This window comes from Microbacterium sp. VKM Ac-2923 (assembly GCF_022815605.1).
Lineage (GTDB): Bacteria > Actinomycetota > Actinomycetes > Actinomycetales > Microbacteriaceae > Microbacterium.
Map to the genome: position 1 here is coordinate 55,653 of NZ_JALGRP010000006.1, position 23,086 is coordinate 78,738.

Annotated in this window: 17 protein-coding genes; 3 read left to right on the top strand and 14 right to left on the bottom strand. The window is 70.7% G+C overall.

What is annotated here, in order from left to right; all coding sequences use genetic code 11:
• Nucleotides 1-111 precede the first annotated feature (111 nt).
• Nucleotides 112-3,609 (top strand): choice-of-anchor I family protein, encoded by a 3,498-nt coding sequence (locus tag MT347_RS11420; protein WP_243501224.1) that lies wholly within the window; start codon nt 112-114, stop codon nt 3,607-3,609.
• Between the two features lie 295 nt (nt 3,610-3,904).
• Here MT347_RS11420 and MT347_RS11425 read toward each other — a convergent pair whose 3' ends face one another.
• The 7 genes from MT347_RS11425 to MT347_RS11455 all read right to left on the bottom strand — a co-directional run bounded on the left by MT347_RS11425 (nt 3,905) and on the right by MT347_RS11455 (nt 11,395).
• Complete coding sequence (locus tag MT347_RS11425; protein WP_243501226.1) at nt 3,905-4,621, bottom strand: Type 1 glutamine amidotransferase-like domain-containing protein; 717 nt, start codon at nt 4,619-4,621, stop codon at nt 3,905-3,907.
• Between the two features lie 108 nt (nt 4,622-4,729).
• Nucleotides 4,730-5,908 carry a thiolase family protein gene (locus MT347_RS11430; RefSeq protein WP_243501228.1) on the bottom strand — a complete coding sequence of 393 codons (1,179 nt, stop codon included), beginning with the start codon at nt 5,906-5,908 and terminating at the stop codon, nt 4,730-4,732.
• Entirely contained in the window at nt 5,908-7,092 is a 1,185-nt protein-coding gene (locus tag MT347_RS11435) for a bifunctional 2-methylcitrate synthase/citrate synthase (RefSeq protein ID WP_243501230.1), read from the bottom strand. Before MT347_RS11435 ends, MT347_RS11430 begins: the two co-directional genes overlap by 1 nt.
• 146 nt (nt 7,093-7,238) lie before the next feature.
• Complete coding sequence (prpB, locus tag MT347_RS11440; protein WP_191925394.1) at nt 7,239-8,138, bottom strand: methylisocitrate lyase; 900 nt, start codon at nt 8,136-8,138, stop codon at nt 7,239-7,241.
• A 354-nt stretch (nt 8,139-8,492) separates the two neighbouring features.
• The gene (locus tag MT347_RS11445; protein WP_243501233.1) at nt 8,493-10,019 is read right to left on the bottom strand and encodes an MmgE/PrpD family protein; all 1,527 of its coding nucleotides are present in this window, start codon (nt 10,017-10,019) and stop codon (nt 8,493-8,495) included.
• A complete protein-coding gene (locus MT347_RS11450) occupies nt 10,016-10,645 on the bottom strand; it encodes a GntR family transcriptional regulator (RefSeq protein ID WP_243501235.1) in 630 nt (209 codons plus the stop codon). Before MT347_RS11450 ends, MT347_RS11445 begins: the two co-directional genes overlap by 4 nt.
• A gap of 165 nt (nt 10,646-10,810) precedes the next feature.
• Nucleotides 10,811-11,395 carry a TetR/AcrR family transcriptional regulator gene (locus tag MT347_RS11455; RefSeq protein WP_243501237.1) on the bottom strand — a complete coding sequence of 195 codons (585 nt, stop codon included), beginning with the start codon at nt 11,393-11,395 and terminating at the stop codon, nt 10,811-10,813.
• Between the two features lie 329 nt (nt 11,396-11,724).
• On the opposite strand from MT347_RS11455, the gene MT347_RS11460 reads away from it, so the two are divergent.
• Nucleotides 11,725-12,699 (top strand): zinc-binding dehydrogenase, encoded by a 975-nt coding sequence (locus MT347_RS11460; RefSeq protein WP_243501238.1) that lies wholly within the window; start codon nt 11,725-11,727, stop codon nt 12,697-12,699.
• A gap of 210 nt (nt 12,700-12,909) precedes the next feature.
• Here MT347_RS11460 and MT347_RS11465 read toward each other — a convergent pair whose 3' ends face one another.
• From MT347_RS11465 to rlmN, 7 genes are all read right to left on the bottom strand, one after another.
• On the bottom strand, nt 12,910-13,389 hold the full coding sequence (locus MT347_RS11465) for an NUDIX domain-containing protein (protein ID WP_243501240.1): 480 nt from the start codon (nt 13,387-13,389) through the stop codon (nt 12,910-12,912).
• Nucleotides 13,389-15,161 (bottom strand): DUF4407 domain-containing protein, encoded by a 1,773-nt coding sequence (locus tag MT347_RS11470; protein WP_243501242.1) that lies wholly within the window; start codon nt 15,159-15,161, stop codon nt 13,389-13,391. The genes MT347_RS11465 and MT347_RS11470 overlap by 1 nt, the downstream gene beginning before the upstream one ends.
• A 978-nt stretch (nt 15,162-16,139) precedes the next feature.
• Nucleotides 16,140-17,153: an aldo/keto reductase family protein gene (locus MT347_RS11475; RefSeq protein ID WP_243501244.1), complete on the bottom strand. Its 1,014-nt coding sequence runs from the start codon at nt 17,151-17,153 to the stop codon at nt 16,140-16,142.
• 476 nt (nt 17,154-17,629) lie between these two features.
• Nucleotides 17,630-18,433 carry an ABC transporter permease gene (locus MT347_RS11480; RefSeq protein ID WP_243501246.1) on the bottom strand — a complete coding sequence of 268 codons (804 nt, stop codon included), beginning with the start codon at nt 18,431-18,433 and terminating at the stop codon, nt 17,630-17,632.
• The gene (locus tag MT347_RS11485) at nt 18,430-19,302 is read right to left on the bottom strand and encodes an ABC transporter ATP-binding protein (protein ID WP_243501248.1); all 873 of its coding nucleotides are present in this window, start codon (nt 19,300-19,302) and stop codon (nt 18,430-18,432) included. Before MT347_RS11485 ends, MT347_RS11480 begins: the two co-directional genes overlap by 4 nt.
• 144 nt (nt 19,303-19,446) lie before the next feature.
• On the bottom strand, nt 19,447-20,580 hold the full coding sequence (locus MT347_RS11490; RefSeq protein WP_243501250.1) for a DUF4232 domain-containing protein: 1,134 nt from the start codon (nt 20,578-20,580) through the stop codon (nt 19,447-19,449).
• Between the two features lie 54 nt (nt 20,581-20,634).
• A complete protein-coding gene (gene rlmN, locus MT347_RS11495; RefSeq protein WP_243501252.1) occupies nt 20,635-21,990 on the bottom strand; it encodes a 23S rRNA (adenine(2503)-C(2))-methyltransferase RlmN in 1,356 nt (451 codons plus the stop codon).
• Nucleotides 21,991-22,132: 142 nt separating this feature from the next.
• Here rlmN and MT347_RS11500 point away from each other — a divergent pair, with 142 nt between their 5' ends.
• Nucleotides 22,133-23,041: a PRD domain-containing protein gene (locus MT347_RS11500; protein ID WP_243501255.1), complete on the top strand. Its 909-nt coding sequence runs from the start codon at nt 22,133-22,135 to the stop codon at nt 23,039-23,041.
• The last annotated feature ends 45 nt before the right edge of the window (nt 23,042-23,086 follow it).

The window sequence follows — 23,086 nt, forward strand, 5'->3', positions numbered from 1 at the left end:
GGCGCCCCGTTCCCCCCCCGTTCACCCGCGTGTCACGCCGTCCAGGCAGGATCCACAGGATCGCGCCACCCCGCGCCGATCGCATCCCCACCCGAATCCGAGGACACAGCCATGCCTTCGACCTTCCTGCGCCGCGCCGCCGCGTTCACCGCGACGACCGCGGCGGTGTGCGCGCTCGCCCTGTCCAGCGCCACCGCGGCATCCGCCGCGATCGTCCCCCAGCCCGTCTCGAACAGCGCCCCGGGCGCGGCCCTCGCCGTCACGCCCGTGGGCTCGTACGACACCGGCGTCTACAAGAAATCGGCCGCCGAGATCGTGCAGGCCTGGCGCGACCGCCTCTTCGTCGTCAACGCCGAGGCCGGCACCGTCTCGGTGCTCGACAACAGCGACCCCACGAAGCCCGTCCCGCTCTTCGACATCGCCTCGACCGGTGTCGCCAACTCCGTCGCCGTGCGCGACGACGGTCTCGGCGTCATCGCCTTCGAGGCGCAGACCAAGACCGACCCCGGCCACCTCGTGTTCTTCGACGCCGGCAAGACGGATGCCGCGAGCGCCGCGCTCGGCGAGGTCACCGTGGGCGCCCTTCCCGACATGGTGACGTTCTCGAAAGACGGCGCCTACGCCGTCGTCGCCAACGAAGGCGAACCGGACAAAGACTTCGTCGTCGACCCCGAGGGCTCGGTCAGCGTGGTCGCCCTGAGCACGAGCGTCGCGGCACCCGCGCAGAGCGCGGTCAAGACCGCCGGCTTCGGCGCGTTCGAGGCGGGCGGCACCAAGACCCTCGACGCGAAGGTCCGCGTCTTCGGGCCCGACGTCGCAGCCCCAGGTCAAGACCCGACCACCCTCTCGAGCAACCGCGTCTCGCGCAACCTCGAGCCGGAGTACATCACGGTCGACGGGACCGTGGCCTATGTCACCCTGCAGGAGGCGAACGCCCTCGCGACGGTGGACCTCGCGAAGGCGGAGGTCACCGGCATCCTGCCCCTGGGCTACAAGGACTGGGGCGCCGTCGGACTCGACCCCAGCGACAAGGACGGCGCGAACATCCGCACCGTGCCGGGTCTGAAGGGCCTGTACATGCCCGACGGCGTCGCCTCGTACTCGGCGAGCGTCGACGGCAAGGCCGCCACCTACCTCGTCACCGCCAACGAGGGCGACGGACGCGAATGGGGGACCTTCACCGATGAGGCCCGCGTGAAGGACCTCGGCGCCGACGGACTCGCGCCCGTCTGCGCGACCTCGCCTCTCGCCGGCCGCGCCGCCGACACCGATCTCGGCCGCCTGAAGGTCGTGACCGACCTCGGCCTCACCGCCGACGGCTGCTACAGCGAGCTCTACGCCTACGGCGCGCGCTCGTTCTCGATCTGGGACACCAAGGGAACCCTCGTCTTCGACTCGGGCGACCAGTTCGAGCAGAAGCTGAAGGAGGTCGCTCCTCAGCTGTTCAACGTCTCGAACGACAACAACACCGTCGACGACCGCAGCGACGACAAAGGCCCGGAGCCCGAGAACGTCACCGTCGGCGTGGTCGACGGGCGTCCCTACGCCTTCATCGGCCTCGAGCGCGCGGGCGGTGTGATGGTCTACGACATCACCGACCCGAAGAAGCCCGCCTACGTCACGTACGTGAACAACCGCGACGCGTCGGCCGATGTGAAGACCGCTGCGGCCGGCGACCTCGGACCCGAGGGCATCACTTTCGTCTCGTCGCTGCGCTCGCCCACCGGCGTGCCGCTGCTGATCACGGGCAATGAGGTCTCGGGCACCACCACGGTCTTCGAGGTGCGCCCGACGCAGCCGAAGACGCCCGATCTGCAGATCCTCACCATCAACGACTTCCACGGCCGCCTGTTGCAGGAGACCGGCGGCGTCGCGGGCGCGGCGGTGGTCGCGGGAGCGGCGGAGAAGTACCGCCAGCAGAATCCGGACACGCTCTTCGTCTCGGCCGGTGACAACATCGGCGCGAGCGCGTTCGAGTCGTTCATCGACGAGGACAACCCCACCATCGACGCGCTGCGCGCCGCGACCCTCGACGTCAGCGCCGTGGGCAACCACGAGTTCGACCGCGGCTTCGCCGACCTCACCACGCGAGTGATCCCCGGCTACGAGAACGACCCGAAGGCCGACGCCTTCAGCGACTTCGCGCTCGGAGCGAACGTGTACGAGAAGGGCACCAAGACCCCCGCCCTCAAGCCCTACACGATCAAGGACGTCAACGGCACCAAGGTCGCCTTCGTCGGTACGGTCACACGCCAGACGGCCGGCATGGTCGACCCGTCGAAGATCACCGAGATCGAGTTCGGCGACCAGGTCGAAGCGGCCAACCGCGAGGCGAAGAACGCCCGCGCCGCCGGCGCCGACATCGTCGTTCTGCTCGCCCACGAGGGCTCGGAGGGCACCGACTGCACGAAGATCGCGGTCGAGTCCGGAGACTACGGCGACCTCGTCCGGGGTGTGTCGGGCGACGTCGACGCGATCGTCTCGGCGCACACGCACCAGAAGTACGCGTGCACCATCGGCGGTCGCCCGGTCATCCAGGCCGGGCAGTACGGCACCAACCTCGGCACGCTCGACGTCGACCTGGATGCCGCCGGCGACCTCGTCTCGATCACGCCCGGGGTGCGCTCGCTGTACGACAGCACGGTGGGCCAGTACATCGCCTACCCGCAGGCGGCGACGGCCGAGATCGTGGCGAAGGCGAAAGCCACCGCCGATGTGAAGGGCCAGGTCGAGGTCGGCAAGATCACGACCGACATCACCCGTGCCAAGAACGCCTCGGGCGGCGAAGACCGCGGTTCGTACTCCACGCTCGGCAACACCGTCGCCGACGTCTACCTGTGGGCCACGAGCGAGAACCCCTCGTTCAACGGGCAGGACGCGCAGATCGCGTTCATGAACCCCGGCGGCCTTCGCGCCGATCTGCTCTACGGCACCGACAACGGCTCGGTCTCCTACCGCGAGGCCGCGAACGTGCAGCCCTTCGGCAACACGCTCGTGACGGTCTCGCTCACCGGAGCGCAACTGAAGAGCGTGCTGGAGCAGCAGTGGCAGCCCGCGACCGCCTCGCGACCGGTGCTCGCGCTGGGCGTCTCGAAGGGCTTCACCTTCGCGTACGACCCCAACGCCGCCACGGGATCGCGCATCTCGTCGATCGCCCTGAACGGCGTCGCGGTCGACCCTGCCGCGTCGTACCGCGTGGTGACCAACTCGTTCCTCGCCGCGGGCGGTGACAACTTCACCACCTTCGCGCAGGGCACGGGCAGAGCCGATTCGGGGCAGATCGACCTGCAGGCGACCGTGGACTACTTCACCGAGAAGGGGACGGTCGCTCCGTCACCGCTCGGCCGCGCGTACCTGCTCGGCTCGAGCCCGGTCGACGAGGGCACGGTGACGCCGACGCCCACCCCGACCCCGACGGCCACGCCCACCCCGACGGCGACGCCGACGGGCACGCCGAGCGCTTCGCCGTCGGCCAGCCCGAGCGCGGCGGACGGCAAGGGCGCGCTGGCGAAGACCGGCGCCGAGCTGCCGTGGGGCATCGCCCTCGCGGGCGGGTTCCTCGTGGTCGCGGGCGGTCTCGCCGCCGCGCTTCGTCGCCGCCGCGTCTGACGCCTCTCACCGGAACGGCCCTCACCTTCGGGTGTGGGCCGTTGCCGTTCGCGCGGGGGCGGTTCACTCGACGGGCTCAGGGCCGTCCGCAGGGTGAGGACTGCGAGGCGCGGGCCCTTCGACAAGCTCAGGGACCTCCCACAGATGGGGACCGCGAGGCGCGGCCCTTCGACAAGCTCAGGGACCTCCCACAGGTGGTGACCAGGGGGCGAGGCCCCTTCACCGGGCAGGGGCCTCGCCGGATGGGCGACGCGTCACGCCTCCGACAGCTGAGCCTGTCGAAGTCCCGCGGACGTCAGGCCCGCCGCACGCGGACCAGCACCCCGGATGCCGCCGCCTCCGCCTTCCACACCTGACCGGTGCCGTGCACGGTCTCTGCGCCCTCGGCATCCACAATCAGCGCGGTGTGCTCGTCGATCGCGACGCCCTCGGTCACGAGTCCCGCGTCGATCGCGGCGACGAGACGCGACAGGGTCCCCCACTGCGCGGCGTGCACGTCGACGGCGAACGGCACGAGTCCGAGGCCGTCGCGCACGGCGACCTCGCCGAGCTCCTCCCCCGCGTCCTCTGACACGACCTCGATACCGCCCACTCGATACCCGCCGACGAGCGCTGATCCCGCCGCGACCGCCGAACCGGCCGAGAAGCCGGCGTACGGCATCCCCTCCGCCACGCGCGAGCGAACGGCATCCCGAATGTTCGCGAAGGCGTTCAGGTACGCGGGGGTGAGGCCCCCGCTGACGAACATCGCATCGACCTCGACCACCGAGTCGTCGAAGAACTCTCCCTCGATGACCGCCTCGATGCGGATCTCCTCCGCGTCCGCCCCCGCCGCACAGAGCACGTCGACGAAGCGTTCGAGGGTCGGGACATCGTAGGACTCGAGCACGAGCAGCAGCGCGATCAGGGGAGCGCGGCCACCCGCACGCGCGCGGGCTTCGCGGACGAACGGACGCAACAGGTCACCGCAGCGCGAGGTGTCGCGCCCGCCGCCGAGGAGATGAATGCTCATGCGCCCAGTATCGCGGCCCCGGCGGGCATCGAACCCTCGTCGCGTGAGGGGTCATTTTTCGTCACCTGGAGCGAGCGCAAGCGACAGAAAATGACCCCTCACGCGACGTCAGTACCGCCGCAGCAGCGCGGCGAGCGCCTGGCCGCCGCCGATGCACATCGTCACGACCGCGTACTCGAGGTCGCGGCGCTGCAGGTCGAGAGAGGCGCGCACGGTCAGGATCGCCCCCGTTGCGCCGACAGGATGGCCGAGGGCGATCGCGCCACCGTACGGGTTGACCTTCTCGGGATCGAGCCCCGTGTCGCGGATGACCGCCACCGCCTGCGCGGCGAACGCCTCGTTCAGCTCGATCACGTCGATGTCGGCGGGGCTCAGACCCGTCTGGTCCCAGAGTCGCTGCAGAGCGAGGACCGGCGCGTAGCCCATGATCTCGGGGTCGACACCGGCGGTGGTCACGGCCTCCAGGGTCACCAGGCCGGTGAGGCCGCGCTCGCGCACGTCGTCCTCGCGCATCAGCACGGTTGCGGCGGCGCCGTCGTTGATGCCCGAGGAGTTTCCGGCGGTGACCGAGCCGTCCTTCTCGAACGCCGGGCGCAGACCCGCGAGGGCCTCCATCGTCGTTCCCGGGCGCGGGTGCTCGTCGACAGACACCTCGACCGGGCGCTTCCCGCCGGTGATCACGGGCACGATCTCCTCCGCGAAGGCCGCGCGCGCGGCATCCGTCGCGGCCCGACGCTGGCTCTCGACGGCGAAGGCATCCTGCTGCTCGCGAGACACCCCGTATCTGGATGCCACGACCTCGGCCGTCGTCCCCATGTGCCGGCCGCTGAACGGGTCGGTGAGGATCGCCAGCGTGCCGTCGAGGAGCGTCCGGTCGCCGAGTCGGCTGTTACCGCGGGCGCCGTAGTCGAGGAAGGGCGTGCGCGACATGCTCTCGTCGCCGCCCGCGACAGCGACGTCGATGCCGCCCCAGCGCAGCTCCTGGGCGGCCGACCAGATGGCCTGCAGACCCGAGCCGCAGAGGCGGTTCACCGTGTAGGCGGGGACGCGGGTGGGGAGCCCGGCGGCGAGCGCGACGCGCCGGGCGTTGTAGGCGTCGGGACCGTTCTGGGCGATGCAGCCCATGACGACCTCGTCGACGTCTGCGGCGGGGACGCCGGCGCGGCGCAGCGCCTCGGTGACCGCGACCGCCCCGAGTTCGTGGGCGTCGACGCCCGAGAGGGCACCACCGAATGATCCGATGGGCGTGCGCGCCCCCGAGACGAGGACGATCCTGGGCGTCGACATCAGCCCGCCGCCTCCTCGGGGCGCTCCTGGGCCTCGACGTCGGCGGCATCTGGAACGTACCCCTCGACGTGCCGCTCGTCGGGACCGACGTACTCCGACAGCGGACGGATCAGGGCGTTCGACGCCTGCTGCTCGCGGATGTGCGCCGTCCAGCCCGTGACGCGCGCGGCGACGAAGAGCGGGGTGAAGGTGAGGGTGTCGAAGCCCATCAGGTCGTAGGCCGGACCCGAGGGGTAGTCGAGGTTCGGGTAAATGCCCTTGCGCTCGACGAACTGCGCCTCGAGCGCGTCGTAGAGGGCGGCGACATCGGGGCGGTCGTAGTGCTCCACCAGGGTGTCGAGAGCGGCCTTCATCGTAGGCACGCGCGAGTCGCCGCGCTTGTACACGCGGTGGCCGAAGCCCATGATCTTGCGCTTCTCGGCGAGGGCGGCGTCGAGCCACGGGCCGACGTTCTCGGCCGAACCGATCTCGGTGAACACGTGCAGCACGGCCTCGTTCGCCCCGCCGTGGAGAGGCCCCTTCAGGGCGCCGATCGCGCCCACCACCGCCGAGTAGAGGTCGCTGAGCGTCGAGGCGATCACGCGGGCGGTGAAGGTGGAGGCGTTGAAGGAGTGCTCCGCGTACAGGGTCATGGAGCGATTGAACGCGTCGACGACCACCGGGTCGGCCTCTTCACCGAACGTCATCCAGAGGAAGTTCGCCGCGTAGTCCAGGTCGTCGCGGGGGTCGATCAGTTCCTGGCCCCGACGGCGGCGCTGGCCGTAGGCGACGACGGCGGGCAGCTGCGCCCACAGGCGGACGGAGCGCTCCAGGTTCTGTTCGGGGGTGCCCACGGCATCCATCACGTTCGCGATGCCCGCGCTCTCGCGCGCGCCGATGACGCTCACGGCCGTGCGCACCTCGTCCATCGGGTGGGCCGAGGTCGGCAGCAGGTCGATCGCAGCGCGGACGTCGTCGGCCAGCCCGCGGTGCTCGCGCTCGGTGCGGCGCAGGGCGGCGAGCTGTGCGGCATCCGGAAGCTCGCCCTTCCACAGCAGGTATGCCACCGCCTCGAACGGCTGGGTGGCGGCGAGCTCCTGCACGGGGTATCCGCGGTAGAGCAGGCTGTTGGTTTCGGGGTTCACCTTGCTGACGGCGGTCTCGTCGACCGTGACGCCGGCGAGGCCCTTCTTGATGTCGGTCATCGTCTCTCCCTCGAGTCGTGCTCGGTGTTCATGCTGCCGGATTCAGAGCTGCAGCGCGGCGGAACATGTCCCACTTCTCGCCGGTCAGAAGCCCTCCAACCGGCGAAAAGTGGGACGAGGTCCGCGAGAAGTGGGACATGGGGGGCTCAGCGCTCGACGGTGAAGTCGAACACGTCGGCGTCGAAGCGGGTGTAGCCCTCGTAGTCGATCAGGTCGTAGAGGTCGGCGCGGTGCTGCATCTCGCCGAGCTGCTCGCGGAGGTGGCCCTCGGATGCCAAGGCGTCGAGGCCCCGGCCGGCGGCTCCCATCGCGAGTCGCAGCAGCGACACCGGCCAGATGACGAGGTTGACCCCGGCATCCTGTAGCTGGGCGGTGGAGAACAGCTCGCTCTTGCCGAACTCGGTCATGTTCGCCAGGATCGGCACATCCAGCGCGGTGCGCATCGCCTCGAACTCGCCGAGATCGCGCATCGCCTCGGGGAAGATCGCGTCGGCGCCGGCGTCGACCAGGGCTTTGGCGCGGTCGATCGCGGCATCCAGTCCCTCCACCGCGCGCACGTCGGTGCGCGCCATGATGAGGAAGTCGGGGTCGCGGCGGGCATCGACGGCCGCGCGGATGCGCTTGATCGCGGTGTCGGCATCCACGACGCTCTTGCCGTCGAGGTGGCCGCAGCGCTTCGGGTTGACCTGGTCCTCGATGTGCGTGCCGGCGAGGCCCGCGTCTTCCAGCGTCTGGATCGTGCGGGCGACGTTCATCGGCTCGCCGAAGCCGGTGTCGGCGTCGATGATCGCCGGCAGCTCCGTCATGCGCGCGATCTGCTGGCCCCGCCCGGCGACCTCGGTCAACGTCGTCAGGCCGATGTCGGGCAGGCCGAGATCGGCCGAGATGACCGCGCCCGAGATGTAGACGCCGTCGAAGCCCTTCCGCTCGATGAGCCGGGCCGACAGCGGGTTGAAGGCTCCCGGCATCCGCACGAGTTCTCCGGATGCCAGCTTCTCGCGCAGCGCGCGGCGCTTCTGCTGCGGTGTGGTCTGGGCGTACAGCATCAGTTCGTTCCTCTCTCTGCCGTGGCCGCGCCTCGCCGTGCCGCGGCATAACGCAGGAGTTTTCCGGTCACGGCCGCTACGGGGAGCCGAGATTCCGCGAGAGTCGAGCCTCGGGTCGTCGAAAACTCCTGCGTTGTGCTCCCGTCACGGCTGTCACCGGGCGACGGGCGCATCCGAGGCAGCGGCATCAGGCCCACACTCCCTGCGTGACACAACGCAGGAAGAAGGCGAGCGAGGCCGGGGCAGTGTCCGACATTCGGGCGAAAGCCCCCCGGATCTCCTGCGTTGTGTTCGCCGGGGACAGCTCCCGCACCGGCGGCTCGGGCCGGACGGGGGCGCACCCGCCCCCGCGCATCAGAACAACCCCTTCGGCGCGGGCGCCAGGGCCAGCACGCCGGGCTTGGCCACGATCGAGAGCTGCATGACCTCGGCGGCCGACAGCTCGGGCAGGCGCTGCACGAGCTCGAGGAAGCGCTCGATCTCCTCGGGCAGCAGCACGGGCTCGGCCAGGATGCGGAACTTGCGCACGTAGTCCTCGCGGGCGAACGGGCGGGCGCCGAGCGGGTGGGCATCGGCGACGGCGATCTCGTCCTCCACCGTCGACCCGTCGGTCAGCGTGATCACGACGCGTCCGCCGAAGGCCTTCTCGTTCGGGTCCTCGGAGTGGTAGCGACGCGTCCACTCGGCATCCTCGGCCGTGGTGACCTTGTGCCACAGGGCGACGGTGTCGGCGCGGCCGGCCCGCTCGGGTGCGTAGGAGTCGACGTGGTGCCACGCGCCATCCTGCAGCGCGACCGCGAAGATGAAGGGGATCGAGTGGTCGAGCGTCTCGCGCGAGGCGGTGGGGTCGTACTTCTGCGGGTCGTTCGCGCCCGAACCGATCACGTAGTGCGTGTGGTGGCTGGTGTGCAGGACGATGGATGCCACGTTCGCGGGGTCGCGGAGGTCCGGGCGCTCCGTGCCCAGGCGACGGGCGAGGTCGATCCACGCCTGCGCCTGGTATTCGGCCGAGTGCTCCTTCGTGTACGAGTCGAGGATGCCGCGCTTGCTCTCGCCGTCTGCGGGCAGCGGCACATCGTACGAGGCGTCGGGGCCGTCGAGCATCCAGGCGATGACACCGTCCTCGCCCTCGTAGATCGGCGAGGGGCTGGTCTCGCCGCGCATCGCGCGGTCGACGGCCTCGATCGCCATCTTCCCCGCGAAGGCGGGGGCGTGAGCCTTCCACGTGGAGATCTCGCCCTTGCGCGACTGCCGCGTCGCGGTGGTGGTGTGAAGCGCCTGGCCGATGGCCTGGTAGATGGTCTCCTGGTCGAGGTCGAGCAGGGTGCCGATACCCGCCGCCGCCGCGGGGCCCAGGTGGGCGACGTGGTCGATCTTGTGCGTGTGCAGCGAGATGGCGCGCACGAGGTCGATCTGGATCTCGTAGGCCGTCGCGAGCGCGCGCACGAGCGCTGCACCGTCGCGGCCGGTGTGCTGGGCCACCGCGAGCACGGGCGGGATGTTGTCGCCCGGGTGCGAGTAGTCCGCCGCGAGGAAAGTGTCATGGTAGTCGAGCTCGCGCACGGCCACGCCGTTCGCCCAGGCCGCCCACTCGGGGCTCGTGCGCCGCTCGAGCAGGCAGCCGAACACGGTCGCACCGGGTCCGCCGATCGAGACGGCGTGATCGAGCGCCTGCTGGCGAGCCGCGCTCACGGGCTGACGGGTGAGGGATGCCGCGGCGACGGCGGCGTTGTCGATGAGGCGGTTGACGATCATGTCGACCACATCGTCGTCGACGCTCACCGGGTCGACCGCGACCCGGGCGAGGGCCCAGGCGAGCTGTCCCTCGCGGGCGAGGTTCTCGTCGCTGCGGTGCACGCGCACGTGGTGGGTGATCGTCATGAGGGGTCCTCCGTGAGGGCTTCGAGGATGGTGGTCAGGGCGTTGTGCAGATGCACGTGGGTGGCGTGGGCGGCGAGTTCGGGGTCGCCGGCGCCGATCGCTCGCGCGATCAATCCATGCTCCCCGGCGGAGGCCGAGAGGCGAAGGGGGTTGAAGCGGGCCATGCGCCGCACCCGCACGAGGTGGGTGCGCACGCCGCGCAGGGCCGAAGAGAGGTAGGCGTTGTCGACGGCGGTGTCGAGCGCCGCGTCGAAGCGCGAGATGAGGGCGTAGTACGCGTCGGCATCCGCGAGATCGACCGCGGCGAACTGCTCGGCCAGCTCCTCGAACGCCCGCCGATCGCCGCGCTGCGCGGCGCCGCGCGCGGCTTGCGTCTCGAGGGCCTGGCGCAGTTCGAACAGGTCGCGGATGTCGTCGGCGTCGATGCCCGCGACCACGGTGGCGCGCGGTGAGGCCTGGACGACGAGCCCATCGGATGCCAGGCGGCGAAGTGCCTCGCGCAGGGGGGTGCGGCTGACGCCGAGGCGCGTCGACTGCTCGACCTCGCCGAGGACGGTTCCCGGGGGCAGCGCGCCCGTCTGAATCTCATCGAGGAGGGTCGCGTACGCGCGCTCACCGGCTCGCACGCCGCTCCCTCGCCATCACCCCACCAGTGTATGCATTCACTGACACGAATGGGCATCTTCCGCATCCTGGTGACGGCCTTCGTATACAAAACGAGTGTGAGGTGACCGGATCCGCCGCTTCGGAGGCCTACCAGACGGCCGAAACCGGCGCCTCACGTGCGTGCATCAGGCTCGCCCCCACGACTCCAGCGTCGTCGGGATGGATGCCAACGTCGCCAGCGAAGCGTCACGATCGGCGCGCGCGAGGGTGAGACCGGCCACCACCAGCGAGGCGCAGACCGCGGCGAGCGCGCCCACGGCATCCGAGCTCAGATCGGGTCGGCGGTCGGCGACGGCGGAGCGGATGGCCGCGCGCATCTCGGCCGCATAGCCCGAGACGAGGGCGCGGACCTCGGCGTCGTCGGACGCCAGCGGGGACGAACCGGCGTTCAGCAGCAGGCACCCGAGCCGGGCGCGCGGGGCGTCGGCCTCGATCGCTGCGCGCATGTCGTCGACGTACGCCTCGAGGGCGCCGGGGTCTCCCCCGCCGAGCGGCCGCAGGCGCGTGCGCACGACGTCGTCGAGGTAGGCGGCCAGCACCGCGTCGAACAGTCCGCGCTTGCTGCCGAAGGCGTTGTAGAGGCTGGAGCGGGTGAGCCCCGTCGCCTCCTCGAGCTCGGCGATGCCCGCCTCGGCGTATCCGCGCTGCCAGAAGACGTCGCGCGCGGCGTCGACGACGGCGGAGCGCTCGAAGCTCGGCGTCCTGCCCATGATCTCTTCCTCTCGTGGTCTCGCGTAGCGCCCGGACCTTTCGACGAGCTCAGGGTCCTTCGTGGCAGACCGAGGTGGCTGAACCTATCGGCGCCACCGTCCTCCGCGGCAGAACCGAGGTGGCTGAGCCTGTCTAAGCCACCGTCCTCCTTGGCAGAACCGAGGTCGCTGAGCCTGTCGAAGCCACCGTCCTCCGTGGCAGAACCGAGGTGGCTGAGCCTGTCGAAGCCACCAGGCCCTTCGACGGGCTCAGGGTCCTCACGGTTACGATCGCCGACCCCGGGTCTATATTAGACCAGTCGTTACAAAATAACCACAGGAGGCGTTCCATGCGCGCAGTCATCCACCACGAGTTCGGCGAACCGGCCGACGTCCTCGGCGCCGAAGAGGTCGAGAACCCGACGCCCGGCCCCGGTGAGGTGCGCCTGCGCGTCATCCTCTCGCCCATCCACAACCACGATCTGTGGACCATCCGCGGCACCTATGGCTTCACACCCGAGCTGCCCGCCCGCGCCGGCACCGAGGCCGTGGGCATCATCGAGGAGCTCGGCCAGGGCGTCGAGGGTCTGACCGTCGGTCAGCGCGTCGCGACCGGCGGCACCTTCGGCGTCTGGGCCGAGCAGGTCGTCGCCAAGGCCGCGGGCCTGATCCCCGTGGCTGAGGGTCTGTCCGACGAGGTGGCCTCGCAGCTGGTGTCGATGCCCTTCAGCGCCATCAGCCTGCTGCACTCGCTCGACCTCAAGTCCGGCGACTGGATCGTGCAGAACACCGCCAACGGCGCCGTCGGCCGCATGGTCGCGCAGATCGCCAAGGCCCGCGGCATCCACGTCATCGGTCTCGTGCGCCGCCACAGCGCCGTCGCCGAGCTCGCCGAGCAGGGCATCGACAACGTCGTGTCGACGGACGCCGACGACTGGCGTGACAAGGCCCTCGCCCTCGCCGACGGTGCCCGCATCGTGGCGGGCGTCGACTCGGTCGGCGGTTCGGCCAGCAACGACGTGCTCTCGTTGCTGTCCGAGAACGGTACCCTCGTGATCTTCGGCTCTATGGGAGCGGGAAAGCTCGAGCTCTCGGCCGGCGACATCATCTTCCGCCAGGCGACCGTGAAGGGCTTCTGGGGCAGCGTCGTCAGCAAGACGATGGATGCCGACACCCGCGGCGCCCTCTTCGGCGAACTGTCGCGCTACCTCGCCGACGGCACCGTGACCCTCCCCGTCGCCGCCACCTTCGGCCTCGACGACATCGTCGACGCGGTCACCGCGAGCGACTCGACCCGCGTCGGCAAGGTGCTGCTGCGCCCGTGAGCACGTGGCGCCGCGGGAGCCTTATGGGGTCCCGCGGTGCTCCGGCGTCGGGCGCCCCGCGCCGCCGGACCCGGGGCCTCGCACTCGGGGCCCGTGCATCGGCGCGAAGCCCGTCGGTGTCCACGACACCCGGACGAGATCCCGGAACATCCGGATGTACTGGACACCGAACCACGCGGAACCGCCGAACCACGGAACAGGGCGCGGCAGTCAGTCGCGGGGCAGCTCCCGCAGCGCCTCCTCCAGCGCGTCGATCGCCGGGCGCTGACCCTTCACGAGGGCCTCGCGGGCGGCATCCAGACCCATCCACTCGGCGCGGTCGACCTCGGGGAACGACGCCGTCTTGCCGGAACGGGGCGGCCACTCCAGCTCGAAGGTGCCGTACGTGAACCCGGATGCCGAGAATCCGGCGCCGTCGCCGACGAACACCACGACCTTCTTGCCGCTCGAGTACGCGAAAGTACCGAGCTCGGCCCACTCCACGGTGGGCGGTTCCACCCCGAGCTCCTCCCGGAACTCGCGCCGGGCGGCATCCAGAGCACCCTCCGCGTCGGGGTCGAACTCCCCCTTGGGGATCGACCAGGCCGCCGCGTCCTTCTTGGCCCAGAACGGGCCGCCCATGTGCGCGATGAGCACCTGGGGCGCGGGGGCGATCCGGTACAGCAGCAGTCCCGCGCTCCAGGCGACCATCACGTCACCGCCGCCGGTACACGGTTGGCTTCGTCGGCGATGATGTCGGCGCGCTTGCGGTAGGTGCGGGCGGACACCCGGTCGAGGGCGATCTGGCCGCGCATCTTCTCGGCCTTCTCGTACAACGACGGACCGCCGAAACTGGTCAGCACCTTCACGATCACCGGGAGCAGTTCGATCATGAAGAACAGCGCCGCGATGAGGTAGTGCGCCCAGCGCAGCACCGGCTCACGGTCCGACAGGCGTTCGAGCGCCGTGATCTGGCTCAGCAGGCCGACCGCCCCCGCGTTGCCGTCAGCGACCGACTCGGCGCGCGCGTTGTACGCCGCGAGCGCCGCTTCGTACTGGGCCCGGGCGGCGGGAAGCTGATCCTGCGCCTGCTGCTTGTTGGACTCTGCGGAGGATGCCGCAGCCTCGGTGCCCGCGGTGTTGGCGGCCGCGAGCGTGGACTGCGCCTGCTGCAGCTGCGTCGACAGCGAGTCGTACGCCGCCTGCGCCTGGGCGAGCTGCGCCTGTGCGGCATCCGAGCTCGCGCCGTCTCCGGCGACACCGGTGCACCCGGGGACGGTCCCGGCGCCCTGGCCGGTCAGTTCGCACTGGTACACCGCACGCGCTTGGTCGATCACGGTCTGCTGCGCCGCCAGCTGCTGGGTGAGCTGGTCGACCGTCTGCTGCGCGGCTGCCGACTCCGCCGAGGTCGAGGAGGTGCCCGTCACCGCGCCGGTGGCGGCCTGATTCTCGAGCGCCGACACCTGCGCGCTCGCGGCGTCGAGTGCCTGCTTCTCGGGACCGCTGGTCACGGCATCCTGGTCCGTCAGAGCCTGGGTGACGTTCGTGGAGTTGACCTCGCGCACGATGTCGTTCTGGAACACCTGCAGCACGAGGGGCTCGGCCACCACGATGCCGATGAGCGCAGCCATGATCACCCGCGGGAGGGCGAGGCCGAGCAGACGGAAGACGTTCTTGGTCGAGCGCATCGTCGAGGTCAGGAAGCGGTCGAGGTTGAAGATGATGAGGCCCCACACGATGGCGAGCGGGATCGCCAGCAGGATGCTGACGCGCACGCCGGTCATCAGCGCGAACATCATCGACAGCGCCGAGACGAGGGCCGTGCCCCCGAGCACGAGGAACATTTGCACGAAGCGCGGCACCTCTTCGGGCACCTCGTCGAGCACGTCGTTGTCCGCTCCCCCGAGCACTGCCATCCGCCGGATCAGCGAGAGGCGCGGCCGACGCGGATCGTGGCGGCGCAGACGCGGCTGGCGGGGCTCGGATGCCGCGGGCGCGACCAGCGGGCGAGGCCGCGGGACCGCGTCGTCGGACGGGTCGTCATCGCGCACGGAAGGGTCGAATGCGTGCTCGCGGGTTTCGTCGGCAGCGGGCGGCTCGGTCAGGTCGCGATCGAGGCGAAGGGTCTCGTCGTCGGCGGTTGGGTCGCTGTCGGCGGGCGGCGCGGTCAGCTCGCGATCGAGACGACGGGTCTCGTCGTCGACGAACGGATCGCTGTCGGTGGGAGACCCGGCCGGCTCGCGGTCGAGGCGAAGGGTCTCGTCGTCGGCGAACGGATCGCGCGGCTCGTCGTCGGCGGGCGGTGCGTCCCACGGCTCGGAGGCGTGCTCCTGCCGGGCGGTGGCAGGATCGGCCGAATGCGGCGCGGCGGAGTTCTGCGCGGCGAGGATGTCGTCGAGATACTGCTCGCGTTCCTCGTCCGTCGTGAACTCGATGCGGCCATCGGAGCCGAAGCGGCCCGGCCGGTGAGCGGAAAAGGACATTCGCACAGGGTACGACGCGATTCCTGCTCTCTCCTGAGCGCCGCCTGAGGCGCCGCCCAGCGCCGGGCGCACGGCCCGGCCGGACATCAGCGCCGGGCGCACGGCCCGGCCGCACGTCAGCGCCGGGCGCGCGGCCCGGCCGGACGTCATCGTCGGGCGCGCGGCCCGGCCGGACGTTTGCGCCGTCGAAACCGCAGTCGTTCGCCGAGGCCGCATCCGTTTGAGGACAATCGCATGCGGTCTCGACAATCCGATGCGGTCTCGTTGTCCGCGGCACCGGGAGTCGAGGCACGCGGCCACGGCCCACGGCCACCGCCCACGGCGCGCGGCCCGCGGCTACCGCCACGGCTACGACCACGGCCCACGGCCCACGGCCCACGGCGACGCTCACAGCACGCGGCCACGGCCCACGGCCACCGCCCGCGGGACGCGGCCCGCGGCCCGCGACGACGGCGCCCGGCCCACGGCCACCGCCCCCGGCGCGCCGCCCGCGGCCCGCGGCCACGTCCCCACCCGCGGCCCGGTTCCTCCCCCGAGATCACGCTCCTTTCACGAGATGACCCGCGATCGCGACGAAAGCCGCGTGACCTCGCCAAACTCGGGTCATCTCGCCGCGCAGAGCCTGACCCGCACACGCCCGCAAGACCCACCCACCCCCGGTCGCCGCGGCGCATACCGCCCCCGCGCGGGCTAGCTCGCCGCGCACCCGCCCGGCACCCCGCACCCGGCACCCGGCACACCCGGCGCGCCGCGCACCCGCCCGTCTCCCCCGCACACCCGGCACCCCGCACACCCGGCAAACCCGGCACGCCGCACCCGGCACCCGGCACACCCGGCACCCGGCACCGGCAAACCCGGCACGCCGCACCCGGCACACCCGGCACGCCGCACCCGGCACTCCGCACCCCGCACCCGGCAGCCGCGCCCACACGCGGCGGCGGGCCGGACGCGAACGCCCGACCCGCCGCCTCCCGTGTGTCAGACCAGACGCTGCTTCGGCGAGACCTCGTACGTGTTCTCGGCGTCGGAGAACACCTCGTCGCCCAGGGCCGCGTCGATCGCGGCGAGGGTGTCGGCATCCAGGGTCACTCCCGACGCCTTCACGGTGTCGGCGAGCTGCTCCGGGCGCGAGGCCCCGACGAGGGCGGCCGCGATGTTGGGGTTCTGCAGCACCCACGCGATCGCGAGCTGCGGCATGCCGAGTCCGGCCTCGTCGGCGATGGGCTTGAGCCGCTGCACGGCCTCGAGCGTCTCGTCGCGCAGGAACCGCTTGATGAACGTGGCGCCGCTCTTCTCGTCGGTGGCGCGCGAACCCTCGGGCACCGGCTGACCGGGAAGATATTTGCCGCTCAGCACGCCCTGAGCCATCGGCGACCAGACGATCTGCGAGATGCCCAGCTCTTCGCTGGTCGGCACGACCTTGCCCTCGATCACGCGCCACAGCATGGAGTACTGCGGCTGGTTCGAGATGAGCTGGATGCCGAGCTGCTTCGCGAGCGCATGCCCCTCGCGCAGCTGTTCGGCGGTCCACTCGGACACGCCGATGTAGAGCGCCTTGCCCTGGCGCACGACGTCGGCGAACGCCTGGAAGGTCTCCTCCAGCGGCGTCTCGTAGTCGAATCGATGTGCCTGGTAGAGGTCGACGTAGTCGGTGCCCAGGCGCTTCAGCGACCCGTTGATGGAGTCCATGATGTGCTTGCGACTGAGCCCGGTGTCGTTGGGCCCCATGGGACCGGTGGGGAAGTACACCTTCGTGAAGATCTCGAGCGACTCGCGCCGCTGACCCTCGAGGGCCGTGCCGAGCACCGTCTCGGCCGCCGTGTTGGCGTACGTGTCGGCGGTGTCGAACGTGGTGATGCCCGCGTCGAGGGCGGCATGCACGGTCTTGATCGCGGCGTCGTCACCGACCTGCGACCCGTGGGTCACCCAGTTGCCGAGGGTGATCTCCGAGATCTTGAATCCACTGTTTCCGAGGTAGCGATAACCAACCATCCCTCCACGCTATCCCCGCCCTCCGACACCGGGGCCGCGGCATCCCTCCCCCTCCATCGAGAAACGCGATTCGTGCGCACAAACGCCGAGAGAACGCGTTTCTGCCAGCGAATCGCGTTCCTCGCGAACCGCTAGCGCTCACCCCGCGTGAACGTCGCGGCATCCCCCCGCCCTCACGCATAGACACGATCCGCGCACATGAACGCGAGGAGAGCGTGTTTATGGGCACCGAATGCGTTTATGCGTGGGGAATCGTGCGGGGCCGCCCGCACGCAGCCGCCTCGCACGCGGACGCACTAGGCACGCGGACGCACTAGGCACCCGGATGCACTAAGCGCGCGGACGCACTAGGCACCCGGATGCACTAAGCGCGCGGACGTACGAGGCACGCGGATGCACTAGGCACCCGGATGCACTAGGCACCCGGATGCACTGGACACGCGGACGCGCTGGGCACGTATGCGCGGCGCGACGCGTCAGGCGTCCTTACGGATCCACCGGAACGTCACCCGCACCAGGGCGAGCCCGACCACCAGCCAGAGCAGGGTCACCAGCAGGATGAGCGGGTGGTCCCACGAGCCCGACGGCTCAGCCGCTGCGAAACTCTCGGGCAAAAACACCGACCGGAAGCCCTGCGCGAGCCACTTCAGCGGGAAGACGCTCGCGACGTTCTGCAGCCACTCCGGCAGGGCGGCGAAGTTGATGTAGACGCCCGAGATGAACTGCAGCAGCAGCACGATCGGGATGACGACGCCCGTGGCGCTGCGGCCGGTGCGCGGAAGCGCCGACAGCCCGATGCCGAGGATCGCACACGTGGTGACGCCCAACAGGAACACCCACGCGAATGTCAGCCACCGTTCCGGCTCGGTCGGCAACGGAACGCCGAAGAACACCGCCGCGACCACGATCAGCAGCACCGACTGCAGGAAGCCCGTCACCAGCACCTGGCCGAGCTTGCCGATGAAGTACGACACCGGACTCAGCGGGGTTCCACCGAGGCGCTTGAGCGTGCCGTCGCTGCGCTCCATCGCGATGTCGATCGACATGTTCTGCAGCCCCGACAGCAGCACACCCGCGGCGAGCATGGCGGGGAGGTAGAACTGCGCGGCATCCACCTCGTCGCCGGGGGGACCGAAGGTCTGCGCGTCGAAGGCGACGGCGAAGATCAGCAGAATCATGACCGGGAAGAGGAACGTGAAGAAGACCGAGTCGCCCTGCCGGAAGTACGCGCGCACCTCGAACGCGACGCGCGCGGCGCCCAGCCGCAGCACCCGGCTCACGCGAGGTCTCCGGCCGTGGACCGCCGCGCTTCGTCGCCGAGGAACGAGAGGTACACGTCCTCGAGGCTCGGGCGCACGACCTCGAGCCGCTCGGGTTCGCCGCCTCGGGCGTACAGGGCGGAAACCAATGCTCCCGGGTCGTCGGTGCGCTCCTCGCGCGTCACCCCACCCTCGCGCCACCGCACGAGCGGCACACGGGCATCGGGCCCACCGAGCTCGTCGATACGACCGACGGATGCCATCTGCCCGCCGACGATGATCGCTGCGCGCTCCGCGAGCTCGGCGGCCTCGTCGAGATAGTGGGTGGTGAGCAGGATCGTGGTGCCCTCGCTCTGCAGGTCGCGGATGAGATCCCAGAACTGCCTCCGCACCTCGGGGTCGAAGCCGGTGGTCGGCTCGTCGAGGAACAGCAGCTCGGGGCGCCCGATGATGCCGAGCGCGACGTCGACGCGGCGACGCTGGCCGCCCGAGAGCTTGCGGACGGAGACCTTGGCCTTCTCGCTCAGGCCCACGGCTTCGATCACCTCGTCGACGTCGCGCGGCCGCGGGTAGAACGACGCGAAGTGCGCGAGCAGCTCTCGCACGCTCGCCGTCGGCACCTCGCCGGTGTTCTGCAGCACGATGCCGAGGCGCGCCTTCCAGTCGAGGCCACCGCGGTGCGGGTCGACGCCGAGCACGCTCACGTCGCCGCTCGTGCGATCGCGATAGCCCTCGAGGATCTCGATGACGGTGCTCTTGCCGGCGCCGTTGGGTCCGAGCAGCGCGAACGTCTCGCCGCGGTGGATGTCGAAGCTCACCCCGCGCAGAGCCTCGAGGCCCCCGCGGTAGGTCTTGCGCAGGTCGTCGACCCGCACGACGGTTTCCCTCATGTGCTCAGTCTGGGGGGCGCGCGGCCGGAACAGGAACGACGAGTCGGCGACGGCGGCATCCGCCCCTCGGTGAACGGTCGCCGCCTCCCGCCGTCGCGAGGCGGCGAGCGGCCCGGACGGAGAGCCCGCGGGAGTTGGAACCGCTCAGCCCGGGCTGGTCGGGTCGACGTCCACCGTCCACGCGGTGACCGCGACGGTCGATCCCTCGACGATGTCGAGTTCGATCGGCCACGAGCCGCGCACCATGCCCGCCGTCTGCGCGGCCCAGACCGTGTTGGTCACCAGGGCACCGTGCGGAGAGGCCGCATCCCAGCCGAGGATCGTCACGGCATACCCGCCCGCGGGGACCTCGATGCGCTGAGGGCCGGGATCCTGTGCCATGAACGATCCGCCGTGCTCGATGGTGACGTCGAGGAGGTGTCCGTTCTGATCGCCGAAGGCGATGTCCGGGTATCCCTCGATCACGCAGGGCTCTTCGGAGAAGTTCAGGAGCTGGATGGGCAGGCCCCGGTGCCCCGTCGCGGCATCGGGCTCCCCTTTCAGAACGGTGGCCCTTTCCTCGGTGCACCACTGCGGGTCGTCGGGGAGCACAGCCTCGGCCGTCTCGGGTACGGCGACGCCCGGCGCATCCGGATCGGGGAGCGCCCCGAAGGAGGAGGCGGCGTCGATCTCCTGCTGTGCGGCGACCTCGGCCTCGATCGACGCGTTGCGACCGGCATCCGTCACCGCGCCCGCGACGACGACGCCCACGAGAGCGGCGGCGGCGACGGGCAGCGGCCAGACGGGCGTGCGCGACGGCGCCGACTCGGCGGACGGAACGCGGGCGATGAGCGCGGGAATCCAACCCGCCGCGAGGCCCCACAGCGCACCCGCCGCGGTCGCGACACCGAATCCGCTCGTGAGCAGTCCTCGCGGCCCGAACGAGACGATCCACGACCACCCGGCGCCGAGGTCGAACGCCAGCCCCACCAGGGCGCCGGCTGCAACCAACGCGAACCACGGGACGACGACGCCCGCGTCCCGGCGTCGCAGCACCACGGCGAGGCCGATGAAGACCACGCCCAGCACGACACCGCCCACGGCCGTTGCGACGATCCCTCCGCCCCCGGCTTGATAGGCGGTCAGCGTCGTCGGCACGAGCTGCGGCAGGACGCTCGCCAATTGGGCGATCCCGCTCGGGATCTGCAGGAGGGCGTCGCGGACACCGGCGGTGACGATCCAGAGGACCGCTGCGACGGCGGCCGACAGCAACAGGCGAGGTGTGAGGAGGGTGCGCATCGCGCCCATCCTGTCGCACGCGCCGTGCGAGAACCGGCGAACCCGCCGCGAAAGTCAGCCGACGGGCGTCGCGGCGGCGGCGACCTCGTCGTCTTCGGTCGCCACGAGCTGGCCGCACGCCCCGTCGATCTCCTTGCCGCGGGTGTCGCGCAGGGTCGTCGGGATGCCGGCGTCGTTGAGGCGCCGCACGAACTCGTTCTGCACGGGAACCTCGGATGCCGTCCAGATCGAGCCCGGAGTCGGGTTCAGCGGGATGGGGTTCACGTGCACCCAGCCGCGACCGCGGGCGTTGAGCTTCTCGGCCAGCAGGTCGGCGCGCCACGCGTGGTCGTTCATGTCTTTGATCAGGGCGTATTCGATCGAGACGCGGCGCCCGGTCTTGTCGAAGTAGGAGCGCGCGGCATCCAGGGCCTCGTCGACCTTCCACTTCGAGTTCACCGGGATGAGCTCGTCTCGCAGGTGGTCGTCCGGCGCGTGCAGCGACAGGGCGAAGGTCACCGGGATGTCTTCGTCGGCGAGCTTCTTGATCGCGGGGACGAGCCCCACGGTCGACACCGTGATGCCGCGGGCGCTCATGCCGAGCCCGTGGTCCTTGTCGACCATGACGCGCACCGCTTGCATGACGCGGTTGTAGTTGGCCAGCGGCTCACCCATGCCCATGAAGACGATGTTCGACACGCGATCGAGCGAGTGGTCGGTGCTCTTCTTGCCGCCCAGCCCGCCTGCGGCGATGAGGGCGTTGGCCCGCACGATCTGCTCGATGATCTCGGCCGCCGACATGTTGCGGGTCAGGCCCGCCTGACCCGTCGCGCAGAAGGGGCAGTTCATGCCGCACCCGGCCTGGCTCGACACGCACAGCGTGATGCGGCCGGGGTAGCGCATGAGCACCGACTCCACGAGCGCACCGTCGTGCAGCTTCCAGAGGAACTTGATGGTGTCGCCGCGATCGGTCTCGAGCCGGCGCACCTCGGTGAGCAGCGGCGGCAGCATTCCCGCGACGAGCTCGTCGCGACCGGATGCCGGCAGGTCGGTCATGTCGGCCGGGTCGGAGGTGTAGTGCGTGAAGTAGTGCTTCTCGAGCTGCTTGGCGCGGAAGCCGGGAAGACCGAGCTCCTTCGCCTTCGCCACGCGTTCGACGGGCGTGAGGTCGGCGAGGTGCACGGGGGGCTTGCCGCGCTTGGGGCTGGCGAACTGCAGCAGCGGACGACCGGTCTCGTCCTTGGCCTGCTGCCAGCCCTCTGTTGCCGGCCGCACCTGACGTGCGGCGGAGGCCGCGGGCGCCGTCTTCGGCCGCACCTGACGGATGCCGGTGTCTTTCGGCCGCGTCTCGCGGACGGCGGTGTCGGCCGGGGCCCCCTCGGGGCGCGCCTGCCGGGGCGTGGTGGAGCGCACGGGGGGCTGGTCAGTCATGTTTTCCAGGGTACCCGGCGCGTCTGCGCCGCGCCTGGGCGCTGCGCCACCGCGTGAGTCGCCAAGAATTGTCGCCCCAGGGCGGGGTCGAGCGACGAATTCTGGCGACTCACGCGCCACGCCCCCGCCCTACACTGCATCCATGCCCGGTGCCGGTGACGCCTCCCTCCCGCCCGGCGGCGTGCAGAAGCTGCTGAACAACAACGTCGTCGTGGCGATCGACGCCGACGGCCGCGAGCGCGTGCTGATGGGCCGGGGCATCGGCTTCCAGCTCAAGCACGAGGGCCGCGTCGACACCGCGAAGATCGAGAAGACGTTCGTGCTCGACCAGGCGACCGACACCGCGCACGCCCGCAAGCTCCTGACCGACGCGCCGTACACGCTCGTGCAGGCGGTGCTCCGCGCGGTCGACGAGGCCGAGCGCGATCTCGGGCGCGACCTCGGGCGCCGCCTTCCGCTGGCCGTGATCGACCACGTGAACTACGTCATCGAGCGCCTCGACCAGGGCATCCGCATCCCCGGCACCTCGATGCCGGAGCTGCGCATCCTGCACCCCGACGAGTCCCGCGTCGCCGAGCGGATGGCGTCGTCGATCGCGGCATCCCTCGATCGAGAACTCCCACCCGAGGAGGGCGTGTTCCTCACGATGCACCTGCTCAACGCCACCCGCGACGAGCCCAACGGCACGGCGGCGCTGCTCTTCCGCCGGGTGCAGCACGTCGCCCGCACGGTCGAGACCGGCCTCGGCGTCACGCTCGACACCGACAGCCCCGACTACGCGCGGTTCATCCTGCACGTGCGTTTTCTTCTGCAACGTCTCGTGAACCGCGCGATGCTCACCAGCGGAGACTCGTCGTTCTTCGAGTTCGCGAAGCACCGCTACCCCCGTGCGTTCGGTATCGCCGAGGCCGTGAAGGCCTACGTGCTCGCGGCGACCGGGTCGACCCTGACCGACGAGGAGGTGCTGTACCTCACGGTGCACGTCGAGCGCCTCGCGACGAGCCTGGGTCGCGCAGACACCTCTGGCGGACCCGACGCACCGGTGCTATAGTCGCCGACGCAGGTTCACTCCTGCCGACGATTTCCGGATTGTTAC